At 59.7% G+C, this 19,507-nt stretch carries 16 protein-coding genes and 1 pseudogene; 10 read left to right on the top strand and 7 right to left on the bottom strand.

Going from position 1 to position 19,507, the window contains the following annotated elements:
- Positions 1–10: 10 nt before the first annotated feature.
- From PQR02_RS34165 to PQR02_RS34140, 6 genes and pseudogenes are all read right to left on the bottom strand, one after another.
- Positions 11–745 carry an amino acid ABC transporter ATP-binding protein gene (locus tag PQR02_RS34165; RefSeq protein WP_408242137.1) on the bottom strand — a complete coding sequence of 245 codons (735 nt, stop codon included), beginning with the start codon at positions 743–745 and terminating at the stop codon, positions 11–13.
- Positions 742–1,419: an ABC transporter permease subunit gene (locus PQR02_RS34160; RefSeq protein ID WP_408242135.1), complete on the bottom strand. Its 678-nt coding sequence runs from the start codon at positions 1,417–1,419 to the stop codon at positions 742–744. Before PQR02_RS34160 ends, PQR02_RS34165 begins: the two co-directional genes overlap by 4 nt.
- Before the next feature lie 8 nt (positions 1,420–1,427).
- Positions 1,428–2,162, bottom strand: a complete 735-nt coding sequence (locus PQR02_RS34155) for an amino acid ABC transporter permease (RefSeq protein ID WP_408242133.1) — start codon at positions 2,160–2,162, stop codon at positions 1,428–1,430.
- 160 nt (positions 2,163–2,322) lie between these two features.
- Positions 2,323–3,201 (bottom strand): transporter substrate-binding domain-containing protein, encoded by an 879-nt coding sequence (locus PQR02_RS34150; RefSeq protein WP_408242149.1) that lies wholly within the window; start codon positions 3,199–3,201, stop codon positions 2,323–2,325.
- A gap of 634 nt (positions 3,202–3,835) precedes the next feature.
- Positions 3,836–3,970: pseudogene (locus PQR02_RS34145) on the bottom strand (SDR family oxidoreductase); the annotation flags it as partial.
- Positions 3,971–4,049: 79 nt separating this feature from the next.
- Positions 4,050–5,078 carry a bile acid:sodium symporter family protein gene (locus PQR02_RS34140; protein WP_408242131.1) on the bottom strand — a complete coding sequence of 343 codons (1,029 nt, stop codon included), beginning with the start codon at positions 5,076–5,078 and terminating at the stop codon, positions 4,050–4,052.
- A 651-nt stretch (positions 5,079–5,729) separates the two neighbouring features.
- On the opposite strand from PQR02_RS34140, the gene PQR02_RS34135 reads away from it, so the two are divergent.
- From PQR02_RS34135 to PQR02_RS34110, 6 genes are all read left to right on the top strand, one after another.
- Positions 5,730–6,512, top strand: a complete 783-nt coding sequence (locus PQR02_RS34135) for an ABC transporter ATP-binding protein (protein WP_408242147.1) — start codon at positions 5,730–5,732, stop codon at positions 6,510–6,512.
- Positions 6,509–7,327 carry an ABC transporter permease gene (locus PQR02_RS34130; RefSeq protein WP_408242128.1) on the top strand — a complete coding sequence of 273 codons (819 nt, stop codon included), beginning with the start codon at positions 6,509–6,511 and terminating at the stop codon, positions 7,325–7,327. The genes PQR02_RS34135 and PQR02_RS34130 overlap by 4 nt, the downstream gene beginning before the upstream one ends.
- On the top strand, positions 7,309–8,286 hold the full coding sequence (locus PQR02_RS34125) for an ABC transporter substrate-binding protein (protein WP_408242126.1): 978 nt from the start codon (positions 7,309–7,311) through the stop codon (positions 8,284–8,286). Before PQR02_RS34130 ends, PQR02_RS34125 begins: the two co-directional genes overlap by 19 nt.
- A gap of 102 nt (positions 8,287–8,388) precedes the next feature.
- Complete coding sequence (locus PQR02_RS34120; protein WP_408242124.1) at positions 8,389–9,717, top strand: amidase; 1,329 nt, start codon at positions 8,389–8,391, stop codon at positions 9,715–9,717.
- A gap of 76 nt (positions 9,718–9,793) precedes the next feature.
- Entirely contained in the window at positions 9,794–10,462 is a 669-nt protein-coding gene (locus tag PQR02_RS34115; RefSeq protein WP_408242122.1) for a GntR family transcriptional regulator, read from the top strand.
- Between the two features lie 137 nt (positions 10,463–10,599).
- The gene (locus PQR02_RS34110; RefSeq protein ID WP_408242120.1) at positions 10,600–12,096 is read left to right on the top strand and encodes an amidase; all 1,497 of its coding nucleotides are present in this window, start codon (positions 10,600–10,602) and stop codon (positions 12,094–12,096) included.
- A 412-nt stretch (positions 12,097–12,508) separates the two neighbouring features.
- Here the strand turns inward: PQR02_RS34110 and PQR02_RS34105 are convergent, their stop codons facing one another.
- Entirely contained in the window at positions 12,509–14,290 is a 1,782-nt protein-coding gene (locus tag PQR02_RS34105; RefSeq protein ID WP_408242118.1) for a Rieske (2Fe-2S) protein, read from the bottom strand.
- A gap of 1,420 nt (positions 14,291–15,710) precedes the next feature.
- On the opposite strand from PQR02_RS34105, the gene PQR02_RS34100 reads away from it, so the two are divergent.
- The 4 genes from PQR02_RS34100 to PQR02_RS34085 are packed head-to-tail and all read left to right on the top strand — an operon-like array spanning position 15,711 to position 18,945.
- Complete coding sequence (locus PQR02_RS34100; protein WP_408242116.1) at positions 15,711–16,466, top strand: M15 family metallopeptidase; 756 nt, start codon at positions 15,711–15,713, stop codon at positions 16,464–16,466.
- Entirely contained in the window at positions 16,454–17,152 is a 699-nt protein-coding gene (locus PQR02_RS34095) for a class I SAM-dependent methyltransferase (protein WP_408242114.1), read from the top strand. Before PQR02_RS34100 ends, PQR02_RS34095 begins: the two co-directional genes overlap by 13 nt.
- On the top strand, positions 17,149–17,607 hold the full coding sequence (locus tag PQR02_RS34090; protein ID WP_408242112.1) for a hypothetical protein: 459 nt from the start codon (positions 17,149–17,151) through the stop codon (positions 17,605–17,607). Before PQR02_RS34095 ends, PQR02_RS34090 begins: the two co-directional genes overlap by 4 nt.
- A 12-nt stretch (positions 17,608–17,619) precedes the next feature.
- Positions 17,620–18,945 (top strand): DMT family transporter, encoded by a 1,326-nt coding sequence (locus PQR02_RS34085; RefSeq protein WP_408242110.1) that lies wholly within the window; start codon positions 17,620–17,622, stop codon positions 18,943–18,945.
- The last annotated feature ends 562 nt before the right edge of the window (positions 18,946–19,507 follow it).

Here is a 19,507-nt window from a genome sequence, read left to right as displayed (position 1 = left end):
GTGATGAGCGTTAGTGGGCCAATATTTTCGACAAGAAATGGCGCGTTCGGTCCGAGCGCGCCGCCAGGTCGCCGAAAAATTCGTCCTTTGGGCAGTCCTCAATGATCTGACCGCGATCCATGAAGATGACGCGGTCAGCCACCTTACGGGCAAAACCCATCTCGTGAGTCACGCACATCATGGTCATGCCTTCCTTGGCCAGTTCGATCATCACGTCGAGCACCTCACCAACCATCTCCGGGTCCAGCGCTGACGTGGGCTCATCGAACAGCATGCACAACGGATCCATGGACAGGGCCCGGGCAATGGCTACGCGCTGCTGCTGCCCGCCGGAGATCTGACCGGGGTACTTGTCCACGTGGGCCTTGAGGCCCACACGGTCAAGGTAGCGCATGCCTTGGGCGATGGCCTCGTCACGCGAACGCCCCAGGACCTTGATTTGCGCGATGGTCAGGTTGTCCCGGATCGACAGGTGCGGGAATAGCTCGAAATTCTGAAACACCATCCCCACGCGCGAGCGCAGCTGCGGCAAGTCGGCGTCCTGGGCACTGACCGAAACGCCATTGACGCGAATTTTGCCCGCCTGGATGGACTCCAATCCATTGACTGTCTTGAGGAGAGTCGATTTACCCGAACCAGAAGGGCCGCAAACCACGACCACCTCGCCTTTGTTCACTGCGGCGCTGCAGTCGGTGAGCACCTGGAATTTGCCGTACCACTTGGATACGCGATACATCTCGATCATGAGAGTTGTCCTTTGGCTGACAAGCGCTTGATTAGCGTGGACGCCGAAAAGCAGATGATGAAGTAGACCGCCCCCGCCACGATCATCATTTCCTCGATGCGGCCATCGCGTTCGCCGATTCCCTCCGCACCGGTAAAGAAGTCGCTAAGCGATATGACGTACACGAGCGACGTGTCCTGGAACAGCGCGATGAGCTGAGTAAACAGCAGGGGCAGCATGTTCTTGAACGCCTGGGGCAGCACCACGATGCGCATGGCCTGCAGCGGTTTCATGCCCAATGCCAGGGCGGCGCCGAGTTGCCCTTTGGGCACGCTCTGGATACCCGCGCGGATGATCTCGGCGTAGTAGGCCGATTCAAAAAGTGCAAAGCCCACCAGCGCCGAGAGCAGTCGCGTATCCGTGGCCGTGTTGAACAGGCTTCGCAGCACCTGCGGCACGATCAGGTAAAACGACAGGAGCACCATCGCCAGCGGCACGGACCGAAAGAGATTGACGTAGACCGTTGCGACGAGCGACAGCGCGCGAAAGCGTGACAGGCGCATCATCGCCAGCACCGTGCCCCATACCAGCCCGACGCCCAGCGCCGTGCCTGCCACCTGCAGCGAGATCACCATTCCCGACGCCAGCGTGGCGATGGTTGAGGGCGTGAGAGAGGAAAAGTCGAAGTTCAGCATCAGTCCTCCTATTTCGAGCCCATGAACCCGGGCAGGCGCGCCCGTCGCTCCACCAGGCTCAACAACGTGATGACCGCTGTGTTGATGACGAGGTAGCAGCCGATGACGGCAATGAACGATTCATAGCCGTGTGCGGTGTAGTCGTTGAGTTGGCGCGCCCGTGCGAAGAGCTCCACGACGCCGACGGTCGCCGCGACGGATGAGTTCTTGAAGATGCTGAGCATCTCCGAGGTCATCGGGGCGACGATGATGCGGTAGGCGATGGGCAACAGGATGTAGCGGTAAGCTTGCGACAGCTTGAAGCCCATTGCCAGGGCGGCATTGATCTGTCCGCGGGGTAGTGCGGTGATGCCGGCGCGCACCTGTTCGCACACTCGAGCGGCTGTGAAGAAGCCAAGTCCGATTGTGGCCGTGAGAAAGGCCGTGGTGGCGGGCGGTTGAGCGAACAGCCAAGTGCGGCAGGCGGCGGGCAGGAAATTCGGCGCCACGTAGTACCACATGAAAAGTTGGACGATGAGCGGCACGCCGCGCGCCAGTTCCACGTAGACGGTGGCGATGGCGCGCACGAAACGGTTCGGAAGGGTGCGCATGACGCCCAGGACCGAACCTAAACAGAAAGCGAGGATCCAGGCCAGCACGCCCATCTGGATGGTGGTCCACATGCCGGAGAGGAGCCAGTCCAGATATGTCTGATTGCCGCTGGCCGTTTGGAGAAATACGTTCCACTGCCAGTTGTAGTGCATGGTTCCTTTAAGTCGAAGTCAGCGTATGCCCCGCCGCGGCACATCTGTGCCATGGACCTTCGTGCCGTCGGCATTCGTATAGTTGGCGTGGGCTGAAATTGAGAGCGCCGGGCCGGCCGCGTGGCTGGCCCGTCTGACGACTACCGCGTCCTGTTAAGCGTCACTGGAGAGCGGTGTCGTTGGGGTTCGCATAGAGCCTCTTTACGTCGTCGGAGATGGCGAATTGCAACGCGTTGCCCCGAGGCGGAATGGGCTGCTCGAACCACTTTTTGTAGATCGGCATGATTTCGCCGGACTTCATCAGGCCGGCTACGGTAGTGTCGACCAGTTTTTTGAAGGGTGCATCGTCCTTGCTCATAATGCAGCCATAGGCTTCACGCGTTTGCGGCGTGCCCACGACTACCCAGTTGCTCGGATCCTTCGATTTGGCGCGCTCGCCGTAGAGGATGGCGTCATCCATCGCGAAGGCGACCGCACGACCGGACTCGACGGCAAGGAAGGCCTGGCTGTTTTCCTGGACAGCCATGATATTCATGCCTAGCTTTTTCTCATCATTGAGCTTGTTGAGCGTGCGCTCGGTCGTGGTGCCCGCTGTGGTCGCCACGTTCTTCCCTCTGAGGTCGGCAAAATCATGAATGCCGGACGTCTTTGCGGTGATCAGACGCTCGCCGATCACGAAGATGCTGTCGGAAAAGGCCACTTGCTTCTGGCGTTCAGGAGTGTTCGTGGTGGTCGAGCATTCAAGGTCCAATGTGCCGTTTTGAATCAGCGGGATGCGGTTCTGCGCCGTGAACGGTATGACCTTGACTTGCAGATTGGGCGCTTTCAGTTCGGTTTTGATGCGATCCACGACCTTCATCATAATGTCGTAGGAATAACCCGCGAACTCGGTGCCTTGCACGCGGTAGCTGAAGGGTGCCGTGGATTCACGCGCACCAAGAGTCATGACGCCGCTGTCTTTGATTTTCTTGAGGGTGCCGGTCAGTTCTTCAGCGTGCGCCGTGCTGGCAACGAAACACGCGGACAGCAGGAAACTCATGCAACTAGCCAACTTCAACTTCAACTTCATTAGATGCTCCATGGGTGGGCGTGAGCGCACGTTTTCGGTGCGAATATTGGTGCGGCGCCGCTGTTTTATTAACCGAGGAGTTTCGCCGGATATGGATTGCCCCTTCGGTGGAACGTAGCGAACAGGTGCGCACGGCCTCTCTCGCGACCGGCTGTCAATCGCACAGTCACGGAAGTGAGTAATCGTGGGAATGCACCTTTGTGGGGACGGACCGTCGCGTCGCCGAGTAAGCAATATTCATGCCATCTTACCGAAATGGGGGCTCGGTCCCGTTGGGTCACGTTGGCAAGGTGGTCGCGCAAGATTACGCGATGAAGAAAACAAGTCGCGTTCACGCGGGCAGGTAGGCGCGGTTGGGGGCACGCTCGACTACGGTCCAACATGTGCGGCGCAGATCGGCCCATCTACAGCCGTTGGCCACGCGCTTTCGCGTGGACATTCGAACATCGGCTACGTCCGAGTACCGGACCGTCGGGTGCAGACCCGGTCCGTCAACTCATCGGCGGCCAAAGCACCTTCCGAACGATTGCTAGTCCTGGTTCCCTGCTATGCGAATCAGGCCTTTCGCCGGCGGCAACTCGCGAAGGAGGCGAGTTGCCGTCCGTTAAACCAGCACGTGGCCACCGTCGACAACGATGACCTGCCCCGTGCTAAAGCCCTGCTGCATCAGGTAAAGATATGTTTGGGCGACGTCGCTCGCCTCCCCGTCCCGCCGTACCGGCATCTTCCCGGCGATATGGTCGTAGAGGCATCGGGTGCCGGTTCACGCGCCCTCCCTCTTATTCCAATAGGCTTATGCTGTTTTGCCGCTGGCAAAATTAGCGAACATCAACAGCGGCAGGTTCGCTCACGGCCTGCGGCTTGGCTTCACCACACGTGTTGCGTGTATGCCAGCGCTGGGCGAGGACGGCGCAGACCATCAACTGGATCTGGTGGAACAGCATCAGCGGCAGCACGACGGCCCCGACCGTGGGGCCCGAGAAGAGCACCTTCGCCATCGATATGCCGGAAGCCAGGCCTTTTTTCGATCCGCAGAACACAATCGCAACCTGGTCTTCCTTGCTGAATCCGAGCCGCTTGGCGGTAAAGCCCGTGACCAGCAGCGCCACCATCAGCAGCACGGCGTCGACCACAACCAGGCCGCCGAGTGCCGCCACGGGTGTCCGGTGCCACAAGCCCTCGTTCACGGCCTCGCTAAAAGCCGTGTAGACGATCAGCAGGATCGAGCCCTGATCGACATACCGCAGCACGGGCATGCCGCGTTCCAGCGAAGCGGCGATCCACGGCCGCAGCAACTGGCCTGCGATGAACGGCATGATGATCTGCAGCACGATATCCCAGATGCCATTCAGCGACGCACTCGAACCCGCGTTCTGCTTCGTAAGCGTGACGCTCACGAGCAGCGGCGTGATGAAAATCCCAATCAGGCTGGAGGCCGACGCGCTGCACACGGCAGCCGGCACGTTGCCTTTGGCGATCGACGTGAAGGCGATCGACGATTGCACGGTGGAAGGCAGCGTGCACAGGAACAGGACGCCCATGTACAGTGCCGGCGTGACGAGCGGCGCCAGTACCGGCCTCAGCGCGAGACCGAGCAGCGGAAACAGTACAAACGTGCTGAGCAGGACGACAAGGTGCAGTCGCCAATGCCTCGCACCGTCCACGATTGCTCCGCGCGGCAGCTTGGCGCCATGCAGGAAGAACAGCAGGCCAATTGCAATGTTTGCGATCAGGTTGACGGAGACGGCGGTGTGCCCGCGGCAGGGCAGCAAGCTGGCGACGATCACAGTGGCGACGAGCGCCAGCGTGAAGTTGCCGGGCAATCGTTTGGGTTTGGCTCGAGGCATGGGTTTCACACGGTGCAACTTCGGAGAGGACAAAACCGACACTTTCTATACAGGTGCGCTAAAAAACCAATTCATGTGGACGGGCGTTAGGATCGCATAGAACATCGCGAATATCAGCATGCTGCTGGTGTTACACGGCCGTCATCATAAGCTGGCTGCGCCCAAGGTGGAGGGGTCAAGTGGCATTTGGGTCACTTACAGCGGGATTGAGTATGACGGCGTTGGGCGATGTTCCGTTACGCGAGCAGATGCGAAATCCTGTCCCGTCGTGTCGTCATGCTGGGTCGTCTCCTCATATGTCGCTTCTGCCAGCGGTCTGACAGTCGAGCAAATTACATGAGGCAACGTCCCCGACTCGGTAACAAATAATTTGAGTCAATGCGCACTTGCGCCGGCAAGGCGTGTTCTGTTTTTTTGATTCATTGGCGACTTTTTTTGGAATGTGCATTATGCATTGTCCCTGATGCGCAGTTTCAGTGTCGGCGCCGCACCGGTCTACGAGACCGCAGCGGCGAGGGTCGGGAAGGAGGGTGGTCTTGCTGCATCACGCTTGCAGTTGCGTTTCTTCTAAGGATGTCCATGAGTTCACCTAATTTTTATTCGCCGCACCGGGCGGACGTCTCACCGCCTGCGGCCAAGCCCAGTGATCGCTTGCGGGTTCGCGAACTGAGTCATGCGTTCCAGACCGCCGACAGCGACAGCGTGCCCATTTTCGATAGGCTGGATTTCAGCGTTGGCAGTGGCGAAATCGTGTCGATCGTCGGGCGCAGCGGGGCCGGCAAGAGCACGCTCTTCAATCTCATTTCGGGGCTGCTTACGCCGCAATCCGGGCGCGTGGAAATCGGTCGACGCGCCGATGGCGGCGAGGGGCGCATCGCCTACATGCTGCAAAAGGACTTGCTGCTGCCATGGCGCACGGTGCTGGAAAACGCGGTGCTGGGCATCGAGCTTTACCGCAAGGTTCGGCGCGAGGACATCGAGCGCGCGAGACAGATGCTGGCGCGTTACGGCCTCGATTCCTTCGCCGACACGCATCCGCACGCGCTTTCGGGCGGCATGCGCCAGCGCGTAGCGCTCACCCGCACGCTGCTCGTCGAACCGACGCTCGTGCTCCTCGATGAGCCGTTTTCTGCGCTCGACTATGAAACCCGCCTGACGCTGGAGGACGACGTCATGGAATTGCGCAAGCAAAACGGCACCAGCGTAATTCTCGTGACGCACGACATCGAGGAGGCGATCGCGATGAGTGACCGCGTCATTCTCCTTGGCGGCCGGCCGGCGTGCATCGAGGACAACATCGACGTTAGACTTTCCACTTTGGGGCCCCGCACCGCGGTATCGGCGCGCGAAGCGCCCGAGTTCCGTGCCTACCACTCGCGCATCTGGAACGGATTGCGCGGGCACTCAATCCAGCACGCGGGAGCTTCGGCATGAGCGACGTCGCGATCTCACCAACGGTCGCGCGCAAGCGCGCAGCAAGCGGCCGTTCCAAAACGCTTGGCACGACCGGCATTGTCGTCGCGCTCGTCGTCGCGATTGTGGCTGTCTGGCAATTGGCGGTTACGCTCGGCTGGGTCAACGGCCGCCTTTTCGGCTCGCCCGAGGGGATCTACCGGGCTGCGGTGCTGGGCCTTTCGCCGCAGGGCACACTCGTCCCAGACACGCTGGCGACGCTTTTCGAAACGTTGATGGGCCTCGTGGTCGGCAGCGGACTCGGTATCGGCCTCGGGCTGCTGCTCTGGTTTGTGCCGAGGGTCTCCGGTGTGGCCGAAGGTCTGTCGGTCATTCTGAACAGCATTCCGAAGATTGCGCTCGGTCCGCTGATTGTCATCTGGTTCGGCTCGGACATGGCCTCGAAGGTCTGGCTGGCCGGCATCTCCACGTTCGCGGTCGCGATGATTTCCGCGTGCGCCGCAGCGCGCGAGGTGGATCAGGACCTGCTGAATCTGTTCCGCTCGTTCAAGGCGAAGCCGAGCATGATCTTTAGCAAACTGATCGTGCCTAGCGCACTGCCGTGGATCTTCTCGACGCTGCGCGTGAACATCGGCTTCGCGCTGATCGGCTCGGTGGTGGGCGAATACATCGCTTCGCAGGTGGGAGTGGGTCATGAAGTGTTCGTCGCTGGCTCTTTGTTCGACCTCAATACTGTTTGGCTGGGCATTATCGTTCTCACGTTGATGGCATCGATTCTGAGCTGGATTGTTCAATTTACGGAAGCAAGGGTGATTACATGGAAAAGAAGACGGTGAGGTTTCTGGGCACTTGCCTTGTGGCGGCGGTCGCCGCTTCCGGGGCCCGCATGGCGGATGCTGCCGAGCCGGTAGTCGTCTATCAGGCCTTTCAGTCGATTCAGTATCTGCCGCTTTACGTAGCGCTCGACAAAGGTTTGTTTGCAAAGAACGGTCTCACGGTGCAGAAAGTGACGGCCGGCGGCGGCGCAGCCGGAGTGGCTGCGGTGATCGGCGGTCACGCGGACTTTTCGCTGCAGGACCCGATGACGGCGATGCTTGCCAACCTCAAGGGCGCGTCGCTCGTCAACGTGGCGAACGTGGTTGCAGGCGTGCCCGTCTGGATCATCGCGCCGCCGGGCTCGCCGGTTAAGGAGGTGTCCGATCTGGCCGGCAAGAGCGTGGCCACCGCGCTGCCGCCGACGACGAGTACCTATCTTCTGCAGCGCCTCGTCAGCGAGCGAAAGCTCGCTAACGTGAAGCTCGACACCGTGCAGATCGGCACGGAGCTCGCACCGGTCAGCGCGGGGCGCGACGAAGCGGCGGCGCTTTACGAGCCACAGGTCGATACCGGGTTGTCAGAGGGCTACCGGATCGTCTACGGGTTCCCCAGGGCCTATGCGGGCGGCTATGTGTTCTCCAGCATGGACACGCTCGCTTCCACGATCAAAGCCAAGCCGCAGATGGTCGCTGCGTTCGTGAAATCGATCGGCGAGGCCGAAGCGCTGATCCAGCACTCGCCCGATACGGCGAAGGCTGTTGCGCGGACCGAGTTTCCGACGCTTGATCCGAAGGTGGTCGACAGCGCTGTACAGCGCATGATCGACCAGGCGATTTACGCAGCGACGCCCGAGATTTCCGAGCAGGCGTTCCGTAACGCGCTGGCCCTGCAGGAGTCGCTCGGCAACATCAAGCCGGGCAGCGTGACCTATGCGGGCGCGGTGGACAATTCGTTTGCGGCGGCAGCAGCGCACGAATAGGCACGGGGACGGGAGAGGGCGCTCGCGCAAAGGCGGCGCCCGCTCGAATCGATCCGGTTTCCTCGCGCAATTCGCGCAATCAACAGTAAAGCTATCACCAGAATGCAAAAACAATCGTTGCTGAATACCCTCCTTGCCAGCCGCGGCGACGCCCAGGCTGCCCGCGCGCGGCTCTCGGCCGCAAAGGCGCGTGCTGACGAGCTGGAGCCCTGGCTCCGCGCGTTCACATCGCGAGCCGACACCTATGACGTGGATGCCGCAGTCAACGGACCGCTCGCCGGCCTGCCGGTCGGCATCAAGGATCTGATCGATACACGCGACATGCCGACCGCCTACGGGTCGCCGATCTATCGCGGACACCAGCCGTCTTCGGACGCGCATATCGTCGAGTCCATCCGACAGGCGGGCGGCGTGATCTTCGGAAAGACGGTGACGACCGAGTTCGCCTGGCGTGAACCAGGACCCACGGTCAATCCGTGGAACCGGCTGCACACGCCGGGCGGGTCGTCGAGCGGCTCAGCGGCCGCTGTGGCCGCAGGAATAGTGCCGCTGGCACTCGGTACGCAGACAGTCGGCTCGGTCATCCGGCCGGCCGCTTATTGTGGAGTCGTCGGCTACAAGCCCAGTTTCGGAAAGGTGTCCCGCGATGGCGTACATCCGCTGTCCGGCTCGCTCGATCATGTCGGCTTTTTCGCGCAGACGGTGGAGGGTGTGGCGCTCGCGCATGCACTCTTCGTCGAGCACCGGCCGGACGTGTTGGCGAGCCTCGATGCATGGGCTGCATGGTTCCCAGCCAGTCCTCCAGCCCAGTTGGGCGTGTTACGCACGCCCTTCTGGGACCGGGTGCAGCCGGCTCAGAGGGAGAACTTCGAGGCCTCGCTCGAGCGTCTGCGCGCGGCCGGCGCCACACTCGTCGAGCTTGAATACGGCGCGGATATGCAGGCGATGGTCGACGCGGTGCAGGTCATTGCGTGCGTCGAGGCGCAGCGCGCGATCGGCCCCACCGCCGCCAAGCATCCTGAGCTCGTCAGTGAGCACATGCATACGTTGATCGCGGCGGGCGCGGCAACGCCTGCCGCTGAGTACGAGGCTGCCATCGCGCTGCAGGCGCGGTTGCGTCGCGAATCGAAGCCGCTGCTTGCCGGATGCGACGCGCTCGTGACCTTGTCGGCGCCGGGCGAGGCACCCGCAGGACTCTCGGACACAGGCGACGGGATCTTCTGCGCACCATGGAGCCTTACAGGCAGCCCAGCCGTGACTGTGCCGTCGGGGCGCACCGCAAATGGCTTGCCGCTTGCGTTCCAGGTGGTCGGCGAGTTCGGCGCGGATCTGCGCACGCTGCAGATCGCGGCCTGGGTCGAAAGCCAGCTGCAGGCGCAATGGCCAGCCTCGTCCGTGTCGGCTGGGCATCCCGAAGTGGCATCCGTCTGACGGGCCGCCAGCGCGCCGGTGTCGGTTATAGTGCGGGGCATGCACTAACACGGCGACGCGGCAAAAGGAGGATACGTTGAGCAGGCCCTATCGGACCATCCAGGAATACGTTCTCGGAACATTGAGAGCGGAGATCCTGAAGGGAGTGTATCCGCCGAATACTCGTCTCAGACAGGAAGAGGTGGCCAAGCGCCTGGACGTCAGCACGACGCCTGTGCGCGAGGCGTTTCGCGATCTGCGTGCCGAGGGGCTGGTGTCGATCGACCCGAACCGGGGCGTCGTCATACGCGGCCTCACTGCGGAAGACGTGAGCGAGATTTACGAACTGCGCATGCTGCTCGAGCCCATGCTCGCGGAGCGGGCCTGCCGGCAACTCGCGCCCGCCGATCTCGCGGCGGCCACGGTATGTCACGCAACCATGATCGCTACCCCGTCGTCCGAAAAATGGGCGTTGCTCAACGTGGAATTCCACCGGCACCTGATCGGGAGTCAGGAGAAAACACGCCTGTTCGAGATCGTCGAAAACCTCTCGGGTGTTGCGCGTCCCTATGTGTCGCTGGCGATGCACGTCAAGCGAGACCTCATGGAGAATAACAACCGCGAGCACGCGCAGCTGTTGGACGCCTTCCGGGCGGGCGATGCGCTGTCTGTGCGCGAGCAGAGCCGGATACACCTCGAAAACACGCGCAACGCGATCGTCGCCTGTGTCGCCCAGTGGGCGCCGACGGAGGTCGCTCACGGTTAGCGCGACCCAGGCGGTGCGCCTGGCGTCTGCTCCTAGGGGCGCAGGTGAGCCAACCGGTGGCGGCAGCACGTAGGCGTTCCTGTCGATGGAACGGAACGCTCAACCAAGCCAACGCTTATTCCAGGAACACACAACATATGGACAATTCGCTGGTTTCCATGCCGGCGGTGACGGCCCGTCAACTCATCGGGCGCCGCGAGCTTTCCCCGGTCGAACTGCTCGATGCCTGCATCGCCCAGATCGAGGCGATCAACCCGGCCGTCAACGCCGTGGCGGCGACCTGCTTCGAGCGCGCGCGCGAGGAAGCGCGGCGCGCGGAGTCGGCCGTTGCGCGCGGCGAGCCGCTCGGCCCGCTGCACGGGTTGCCGCTCGGTGTCAAGGATCTGGAGGAAACGGCAGGCCTTTTGACCACCTACGGTTCGCCGCTTTTTCGCGCCAACGTGCCGGCGCGCGATAACGCCTTCGTGGCTCGCCTGCGCGCCGCGGGCGCTATCGTGACCGCCAAGACCAACACACCCGAGATGGGCGCGGGGGCCAACACGCGCAATGTGGTCTGGGGCGCTACCGGCAATCCGTTCAATCCGTTGTTGAACGCTGGCGGCTCTTCGGGCGGCTCGGCCGCCGCGCTCGCCACCGGTATGCTGCCGCTCTGCACGGGCACGGATACGGGCGGCTCGCTGCGTATTCCCGCGGCGCTTTGCGGCGTGGTCGGATTCCGGCCCTCGCCGGGCCTCGTGCCGATCGACCGCAAGGTGCTCGGCTGGACGCCGATCGACGTGAGTGGTCCGATGGGGCGCAACGTCGCGGACGCCCGGCTGCAGCTGGCCGCCCAGGCCGGCTTGCATCACAACGATCCGCTCGGGTATCCCATCGCCGGGTCAGCATTCGGGCATGGCGCGCCACTCGACGTCAGCAAGCTGCGCATTGGCTATACCGAGGACTTCGGCGTGTGCGCTGTCGACAATGCGACGCGCGCGACCTTCCGTGCGAAGATGGCGGCGATCGCTGGCTACGTCAAGCTGTGCGAGCCAGTGGATCTCGACATGGGCGAGGCCGACCGCACCTTCGACGTGATCCGCGCGCAGAGCTTCCTCGCCAGTTTCAGGGAGACCTACGAGCGCGATCCATCGCTGCTCGGCCCGAACACGCGCGCCAATTACGAAATGGCGCAGGCGATGTCGCTTCGCGACGCAGTGTGGGCGCATGCGGAGCAGACGAAGATTTTCCGCCGCTTCCAGGCCAAGTTCAACGACTACGACCTGATCGTCTCGCCTACCTCGTCGATCTCACCGTTTCCCTGGTCCCAGTGGCATCTCGCCGAGGTCAATGGCCGCCCGCTCGACAATTATTACCGCTGGGTCGCGCTCACCTACGTGGTCACGCTGCTAACGAACCCGGCCCTGTCGCTACCTTGTGGTACCGATCACGCGGGCATGCCGTTCGGCCTGCAACTCGTCGGTCCGTTTCGCGGCGACGCGCGGCTGCTTGACATGGCCGAGTCGCTTGAAACCGCGCTGCGCAACGACGCGGTACTGAATCGTCCGCTCCCCGATCTTCGCGCGCTCTCGTCTACGGTAAGCGAACTCAAGTCGATCGTGACCGATGCGCCCGTGCTGACGGCGACGGGCGGCTAGGCATGCCGGGCTGGTGTGCACGCGCGTTTTTTTGGCTCTGTGCACATCGGAAGGGTCGGCTTACCCTGGGGCTTTTGAGGAGCACCAGCCCGCAGTGAGTACGCTGAGAGACATCGACTGGTTGCTCCGCCCACGCGGGCACCACGTCGATGTACCTGCATCCTGATGCGCTGGCCGGCGCGGCGAAAATGATCGGTTTTGTCGAGGCGATCGGACGCCATTGCGCTCCGTATGGGCGTGCGACCGTCCGCATGATCGAGGCGCGGCCGAATTCACGCAATACCGTGCCGGGGGAGTGTTTCTTTACCGTCGGGTTTCGTCATCCTGGCGCGACCGTGCTGGCCGCACGACGGCGGGCGCGCGAGGAATCGTCTGCCGAGCCGTTGCAAGCATCGATCACCGGCACGCGTTGTCACGATGCTCCAGCCCCCTCATGGATAGCGACGCCCCGCATCAAGCGCCGGGCGATGTCTGCCGTCTGCAGCGCCCCGCGTTCGGTCGGTGAATGGGCTGCGAGATAGCGGGCGACCGCAATGAGGACGTGCCGGCCCTCGCCAGTATTGCCCCACTCGGCAAACTGCCGGACGCCAGCCTCCAGCATCTGATAGGCATGGAAGCCTGCATCTTCGCGCAGCACCGCAAGCGCAAGCGTAGCGATCAGCGCTTGTGGCGAATGGCCGAGCGTGAGATGTCGCGCCACCAGCCTTGCCGCAAGATCGACCTGTCGCTGCTTGTCGAAGGCATCGAGCAAGGCGGTGCGGATTGTCTCCACATCGGCAGGGAGGTCGTCGGGCTGGTCGCTGTCCTCGCCTGGGATGCGGGCCGGGGGCACATTCAGATAGCGAGCGAGGTAGAGCGCCATGGCGCCGTGCATGATGGCGCGCATGGCCGTGACGTGACTGTCGATGTCGGCGGTCCCGATCCGCTTGAGCATCTGGTGGACCGCGTTAGCGTAGGTGAAGACGTGGTGCGCCGTCTCCCAGTCGGCGTGCTCGTTGGCATTGCCGAAGCGGGCCACCCGCAGCGCCGCTCCGTAGGCGAGGGATCGTCCCATGTCAGCAGGAGCGGCGCCTGCGCGGATCGCCGCCTTCAGCGCAGCAATGATCTTCGCTGGATCGTCTCCGAGCAACTCTTGGGCGAGCGCCGCGTGGTGCGACCATCCGTGCAAGGTGCGCGCGGCAGTGAACAGTTCCCGCATTTGGCTGGCCGATTCCTCACACAGCGCGACAAGATCAACGGGCTGGCGCCAGGCGGTCGATTCCTCCGCGCCACGGGCGGCCACCATCTGGCCGACGATAGTAGGCAGCAAAGCTGGCGCGTGCTCCCAACCGATCAGGTCGAGGCACTCGAAGGTCTTGTTGATGAAGTCGACCGAATGACCGGTGTCGGCAAACGCTCTTTCGGTCTCGGCCGAAAGCAGGGCATCGGCGAGCACAGCTGGCGAGGCACCGGCCGCAATCGCCGTCAGCAGGGTGCGCTCAGCCGCTTCGCGATGGCGCACATTTGTCCAAAGGCGCAGCCAGCGCTTGAGGGCGGCCGGCTCCGGCCGGCTTCCAAGCGGCGTACGTTCTCGCCGCGGCGCCTCGCCGTCACAGTCCGCCGCCACGCGGCGCGCTCCGTGGAACAGGGCAAGATAGGCTTCGTCCTCTGACAGCATGGGGACGAGATTGGCCAGTGCCGTCAGTATCGTGAGACCGACGCCCCAGCCGTCGCGGTTGTGCGCCCCGAACAGCGCTACCTGCCGCACAATATCGGCCATCGGCAGGTCGGCCGCGAGTTGACCATGCACTGCCTTGGCGATGACGAGATCGAGGTCTTGTGCGAGGCCGTCCGCAAGCCGCTGACGCCAGTGCGCCGCGGGATCGGGATGACCGAACGTGGTCGTTACCCAGACATCGCCATTGCGGACCTCGACCGCGCAGCTCGGTATATCGTCCGCCCACAGGTCGAAGGTGCAGCCGCTTTCGAGGTCGAAGCGGGCGTGGTGCCAATGACAGGTCAAGATGCCGTCCTCGACGCTGCCGCGCTCGAGCGGGAAGCCCATGTGCGGGCAACGATTGTCGAGGGCGAAGACGCGCCCGCGGTCGTAGATGACGAGGATCGGACGATGGCGACCTTCCACAACCAGCCGCCCCTTCTCCTTCAACTCTTCAAGGCTCCCCACGAGCACGAATTCCATGTTCGGTGCATCCATGCGCATACCTCCTGCACGCGTCCCTTCAGGGACGTAGTAGATGCCCGCGATCTCCTGGCAACTCTCGGGCAAAACAGGAAATGCCGCCGTGGCGGGGCTGAGCACTCACTGCAAACGCGTAGCTTCGGCGCGGCACTCTGTTGATAACTTTATGCCTATTTTGAAAGCGCTTCCCAAGCGGTCGCCAGGCGGGTCACGTTCCGCCCGGTGCACGAAACACGCTTCCGGCTCGACGCTACTTGCGTTTCGGGCTGGCACTCCCATTCGCTGATATTGAGCTCGCGTAGACCGCGAATCTGTCTCCGTTGCGACAATAAATTAGCGGCAAGGCAAGGTCTCAGTGCGGCCAACAGCGGTCGGCGGCGCGAACAGTGATTCGGCCATTCAACTGGCGGCTTCGCCCAGACAACGGACCTTCGCGCATTGACCGCATACTTCGCGCACCAGTTGGCGGTGAGTGCGCAGTTCAACGCGCCTTCGCCACAACAGCGGCGATTCTCCCTCCTACGGACCGTGCCTCGCTGTATATTAGTGAAACGCTCCCCAGCAGCCTGTCGGCACGCATCGTGCTGTGCCCTCGCCCAAAACGATGTAGTGCTTGATATGCCGTCTACAAGTTCCTACAGTAAAAGCGTGGCCGTATCGGATGAGAGTGCCGGAGCGTTCGCGCCTTCCACCTATCCGATCATTTGAGGAGTGCTGACATGAGCGAAACACTCTCGCTATCTGCCGCTACGCTCGCAAGAATCACAACCTACCTCAGTTACTCCAGCCTTTTATGACTAAAGCCAACGACACTTCGTCAGGCGCAGGGTTCGCGTTGAAGTATCGACTGCACGACTGCCGGGACTCCATTCACGGGCCACAACGCTCAGCAAGCACCATATAAATCGATCTCCATCGTGTCCCGATGGTCGTTCATTGCAAACCAGCTTCTGTGGAAAAACTAACTACAGGGATTCGCCGGGCCATCTAAGAATGGTTGAGGCAACCGTAAGCAAAGTGATCGTTTTGTCGATGCCTCGTATGAACGTTGCCGTGTGCGATGGGCCACATACCGGCTTAATCTTTCAGACGAGCATGGGTACGGAGTGTTTGGCTGCTGCAGACCGTTTCCAATAACCAGCGACCATCTGCGACGAGTGGCAGTCGCTTGTAAAACGTAAGTGGGCGGCTACCCTTCACCCACGCGCCGCTTTTCACGTTTCGCGATTCCTAAGGTTCGATTCGGCGCCACATCGAGGTCGCCCGGGAGCTTGAGATTTTTTGCGCATGCGCTCGAATTTGGCAGGTTCTTTGCCAACAAGCGCTCCCTGCGGTCATGCGATCTTGCCGAACTAAGTAAAAATAACTTGCGCACGAGACAGGCACAGACTATCCAATTTTGCAGTTGCGCGATTGTACTAAGGGAGCAATTCAAGTGGCCTCAAACGAGCACCAAACCATTTCGCCTGACGATTTGGTTTCCATGGATAGTCTGTGCAGTAGATTCCCGCTGCGCATAGACCTCGTTTACGCCGACCCCTGTCACCCCGAGAACATATTCCAAACGAGCCTCTATAGGCCGGAGGCGAAGTTATGGCTTCACAGAGATCTTGCCGACATCGTCGTCTTGGCGGCATCTGAATGCTTTAGGGAAACGGGTAATTTCTTTGTTCTGAAAGATGGATTGCGACCTGTCGACGTGCAGGTCGCAATGCACGAAACCAAAATCGTAAAAGCGAACCCTCACTGGACTACAGATGAAACAAGAATGCTTGCCCTCCCCGGTAAAGGAGGGCATCCGAGAGGAATGGCGATCGATATAACTTTGGAGACCGAGGACGGGCGTGCTTTAGATATGGGCACTCGATTTGATCACTTGCCATACAATCCTTATGATAATCCATCGAGCCGAACGTATGAAAAAATATCGAACAATGCAAAGATTAATCGCCATTTATTATGTAACGCAATGATGGAAGCTGCCACTGCATATTCCAGACCATTATTACCACTTCCATCGGAATGGTGGGACTTTAGGTTCCCGGCAGTGTTTTCTGAGAGATATTCTCCAATTTTCGAATCCGACCTGCCACTGGCGAAACAAATGACCTCTAGACGCCGGGAGGGCACCGATGCGGATGCGCCATGTTCCGCGCAAATTGCCCGGATCAAAATGGAATGGAGCAGATGATGTCGAACCGACTTAATACGCGGCTCGTGAAAGTCCTCGGCGCTACGCCTGCGCATCGGTGCATGTCGTTCGACCCAATCTGGGAGGCAGTAGCGGAACATTATTTCGATGCTGTACCAATCTACCCGTTGCAACTCATGGCGGTTCTCTCTCGGATCGAAGAGGGAGCGCGGATTCTCGACGTTGGATGTGGTCCCGCTAGGCAGGCAGAGCATTTAGTGAAGCTTCGATGCAGTTACGTCGGCATAGATATGTCGGAGAGTATGCTTAGGATTGCGGTAACGCAGACTTCTTCAGATAAAGTCAAATTCGTACGAGGCGATGCGACTTTGCTTCCGTTTCTCGACAATAGTTTCGATTGGTCAATGATGTTGAATAACACCCTCGGAATCATTCCTTCGTGGCAAAGGCGACAAGATGCAATTGCGGAAATGGTTAGAGTGTCGCGCAACGGGGTAATGTTTGAGGTACTTTATGGCGATAAGCCTTTTGAGGTCGAGTCACAACTCTTTCGAGACAAATATGGGCAGACGCCGCCATATAAATCAGCCCGATTTACGCATAATTATTTTATAGAGATAGGCAAAAATCTAGAGTTGAACACGCAAATTAATTTTGTCAGAGATTCAACCAATTACTCCCATTATTTCTTGGCGACTTTTACGGGTCGAAAGAGTTCCGCATGAAGACTTTTCCCTTACCCGCTACTCGACCACAATTACTTGCATGGGCGACAGTAATAGTGTGGAGTTCTGCCGCAGTTGTTGCGGGGATCGCGTCGGGCCGCTACTCTTTTCCGTTTTTAAGCAACCGCATTAATCTTACGAAAATTGACTCAGCATGGGAACTTATTGTTCCAATTCTCGTGTCTGCCATGCTGGGATTCGCATTTGACTGGCTCCTGAAAGTCATGCGCTCAAATTACAACTTGGTAGAAACGGTTCGGCGCGCCGGCAGTATGCCTCTATTCGCATCAGTACTGGTGCCAGGTTATCTTCTCGCATATTATCAATCCATGCTAAATGGGTCCCCCATTGTTTCACATGCAGTTGTATATAGCTGGCCCTGCCTCCTTTTCGTGTTATCTATCTCTAGGAAACGAGCGCAGATTCATGGCGGGAGTGATAGCAACTGGGCATGAAGGCTTGGACTTTTGTTTCTCGCATTTTCTGGCGTTGTATTAATTGCAGTGCACAGCGCTCCGAGCACCCTCACGGCGCACGGATCGGTATTTTTTGCATTTGCCGCCGCTCTGCTAATTGCTTTGCTGTTCCGGTCATTCGAAGTGCGAATTCACCGAGGAGCAGACTACGCTCCCGCCCGTTCATTCAGTTATTTTTTTGGGTGCTTTGTAAGTTTATCTTTTTTGTTGATTTTTAATGCTGCTGGTGTTTTCTCAGATCTTGGAATTTCTCTGCGACCCTCCGAGGCGGCCTTGATATACGGTGGCTGGCTCGGAGGGGTAGTACTCTGTCTCGGTCATATCCTCTGGACTAGCGCATTAGCTTCTGTTCCTTCGCAGAATGTGCAGACGCGGGCATCGATTATCGGTCTATCCTACTTTACTCCCGTGGTAAGTGCACTGGCGCTGCAATTGTTTTTCAACGAGCATGTCGACAAAGCGGTTTTGGCCGGACTGATTATGATAGTTTTCGCAAATCAGTTTCTCGAGAGGCCAGCGGACACAATTGATATTATTGATTTTATCGGGCTGGTAGCTCCGTTTGCTTTTATGTTCTGCATTTTTATCCAGCCGAAGGAAGTATCGATCACGATGTCAACGATAATAACCGCTACAGCGGCGTTATTTGCAATCCCGACATCATTTCACCTCACCTATTTGCGCACAGCAGTGGATCGATTGCGCGAGGAAATTGTGGCTACTCACGCTATATTGCACTCCATTGCAAGAACTACTCGTCCCGGCGCGGTTGACAGAGTTCAGGTCGCAAAAGTGGTCGATCGCTTGATGCTATTGTCAATAAAGCCGAAAAGCGAAAGAATGCGTGTGCAGTTCCTGCGTGAGTGTGAACGTCTTCAAGTCATATGCGAAAGCCTTGGAAAGCCTGATATCGGCCAGTCAGCGTACGAGGCATCAACGAAAGTGGCTGCAGTCGCCAGCTCCGTTAATACACATCGCGGTTCGTGGCTGTTGTGGTGTCTGGCAATTAATTTAGCGGTGCTTGTTTTAATATTTCGAGATCCCGGGTTTCTTGGATCGATTTTTAATGTCGTGGTGTCAGTCGGCGCGCTGGTCGTATGTTATCAGCTGAACGATTTTACGCGTCGCGGAATCGGTCTTGACGTCTATCCAATTAGTTTGCAATCGATCAGCCTTGACGAATGCGGGCCGCATCTTCGCCGTTACGTCCACAGCGTCCGCTTACGCCACTCCCCAGCGAACTTGGTTCCACGTTTGATGCCAATTGCGCTGACGGTGATCACCGCTGCATACGCTCTTCAGAGAAGCTTGTCTTGACGAGGTTATACGTCGCTGTCGTTGTCGGGTGCTCTTGCTCACAAATGCTAAAACCCGCGAGTTTTCAATATTAATGATGGCGCGATACGTATGACGCCGATGCTGCGCCGACTTTCGCGGCACGCCTACATTAGAAATAAGATGCGATGCCGGCCGAATGAGGGGTATGTGGGCCGAAAAGGCAAAGTAGTTAACAAGAGGCGAGCGACTCCGGGATGCAGGGCTATAGAGCTCGGGTGGTACAAATTGATTGGCGTTGACACTCACTCGACTGCATGAACCGCAACCAGTCCAGCCTAAACAGCATTAAAAGAATTTCGAGTCGGTCGCGTTGATGGTCGTTGGTATGACAGTCAAGGGATTGAGACGTCTTTCCAACCATAGGTCAATAATTGTTTGCCGCATTCTTCCTCGGGTTATAGACCGGGCCCCCGCTCACTGCCCACAAGGACGGGGCAGTTGGCCGGATCAGCCGAGCGTTGGTCGGCCGTCACAGATGCACCGGTGACCGTTGTGCCTTCGAACCTGCCATTGATCTCGTAAAGGCCCGAAGGGCCGGTGA

The organism is Paraburkholderia sediminicola, from assembly GCF_046026895.1.
GTDB lineage: Bacteria > Pseudomonadota > Gammaproteobacteria > Burkholderiales > Burkholderiaceae > Paraburkholderia > Paraburkholderia sediminicola_C.
The sequence above is the reverse complement of the archived record's forward strand: the minus strand, read 5'-3'. Positions and strand labels throughout refer to the sequence as shown.

Excerpts from the sequence above, each read along its gene's own strand:
- PQR02_RS34110 (WP_408242120.1), top strand. The coding sequence starts at position 10,600 with ATGGACAATTCGCTGGTTTCCATGCCGGCGGTGACGGCCCGTCAACTC.
- PQR02_RS34105 (WP_408242118.1), bottom strand. The coding sequence starts at position 14,290 with ATGGATGCACCGAACATGGAATTCGTGCTCGTGGGGAGCCTTGAAGAG.
- PQR02_RS34125 (WP_408242126.1), top strand. The coding sequence starts at position 7,309 with ATGGAAAAGAAGACGGTGAGGTTTCTGGGCACTTGCCTTGTGGCGGCG.
- PQR02_RS34155 (WP_408242133.1), bottom strand. The coding sequence starts at position 2,162 with ATGCACTACAACTGGCAGTGGAACGTATTTCTCCAAACGGCCAGCGGC.
- PQR02_RS34130 (WP_408242128.1), top strand. The coding sequence starts at position 6,509 with ATGAGCGACGTCGCGATCTCACCAACGGTCGCGCGCAAGCGCGCAGCA.
- PQR02_RS34160 (WP_408242135.1), bottom strand. The coding sequence starts at position 1,419 with ATGCTGAACTTCGACTTTTCCTCTCTCACGCCCTCAACCATCGCCACG.
- PQR02_RS34150 (WP_408242149.1), bottom strand. The coding sequence starts at position 3,201 with ATGAGTTTCCTGCTGTCCGCGTGTTTCGTTGCCAGCACGGCGCACGCT.
- PQR02_RS34090 (WP_408242112.1), top strand. The coding sequence starts at position 17,149 with ATGAAGACTTTTCCCTTACCCGCTACTCGACCACAATTACTTGCATGG.
- PQR02_RS34120 (WP_408242124.1), top strand. The coding sequence starts at position 8,389 with ATGCAAAAACAATCGTTGCTGAATACCCTCCTTGCCAGCCGCGGCGAC.
- PQR02_RS34140 (WP_408242131.1), bottom strand. The coding sequence starts at position 5,078 with ATGCCTCGAGCCAAACCCAAACGATTGCCCGGCAACTTCACGCTGGCG.
- PQR02_RS34095 (WP_408242114.1), top strand. The coding sequence starts at position 16,454 with ATGGAGCAGATGATGTCGAACCGACTTAATACGCGGCTCGTGAAAGTC.
- PQR02_RS34165 (WP_408242137.1), bottom strand. The coding sequence starts at position 745 with ATGATCGAGATGTATCGCGTATCCAAGTGGTACGGCAAATTCCAGGTG.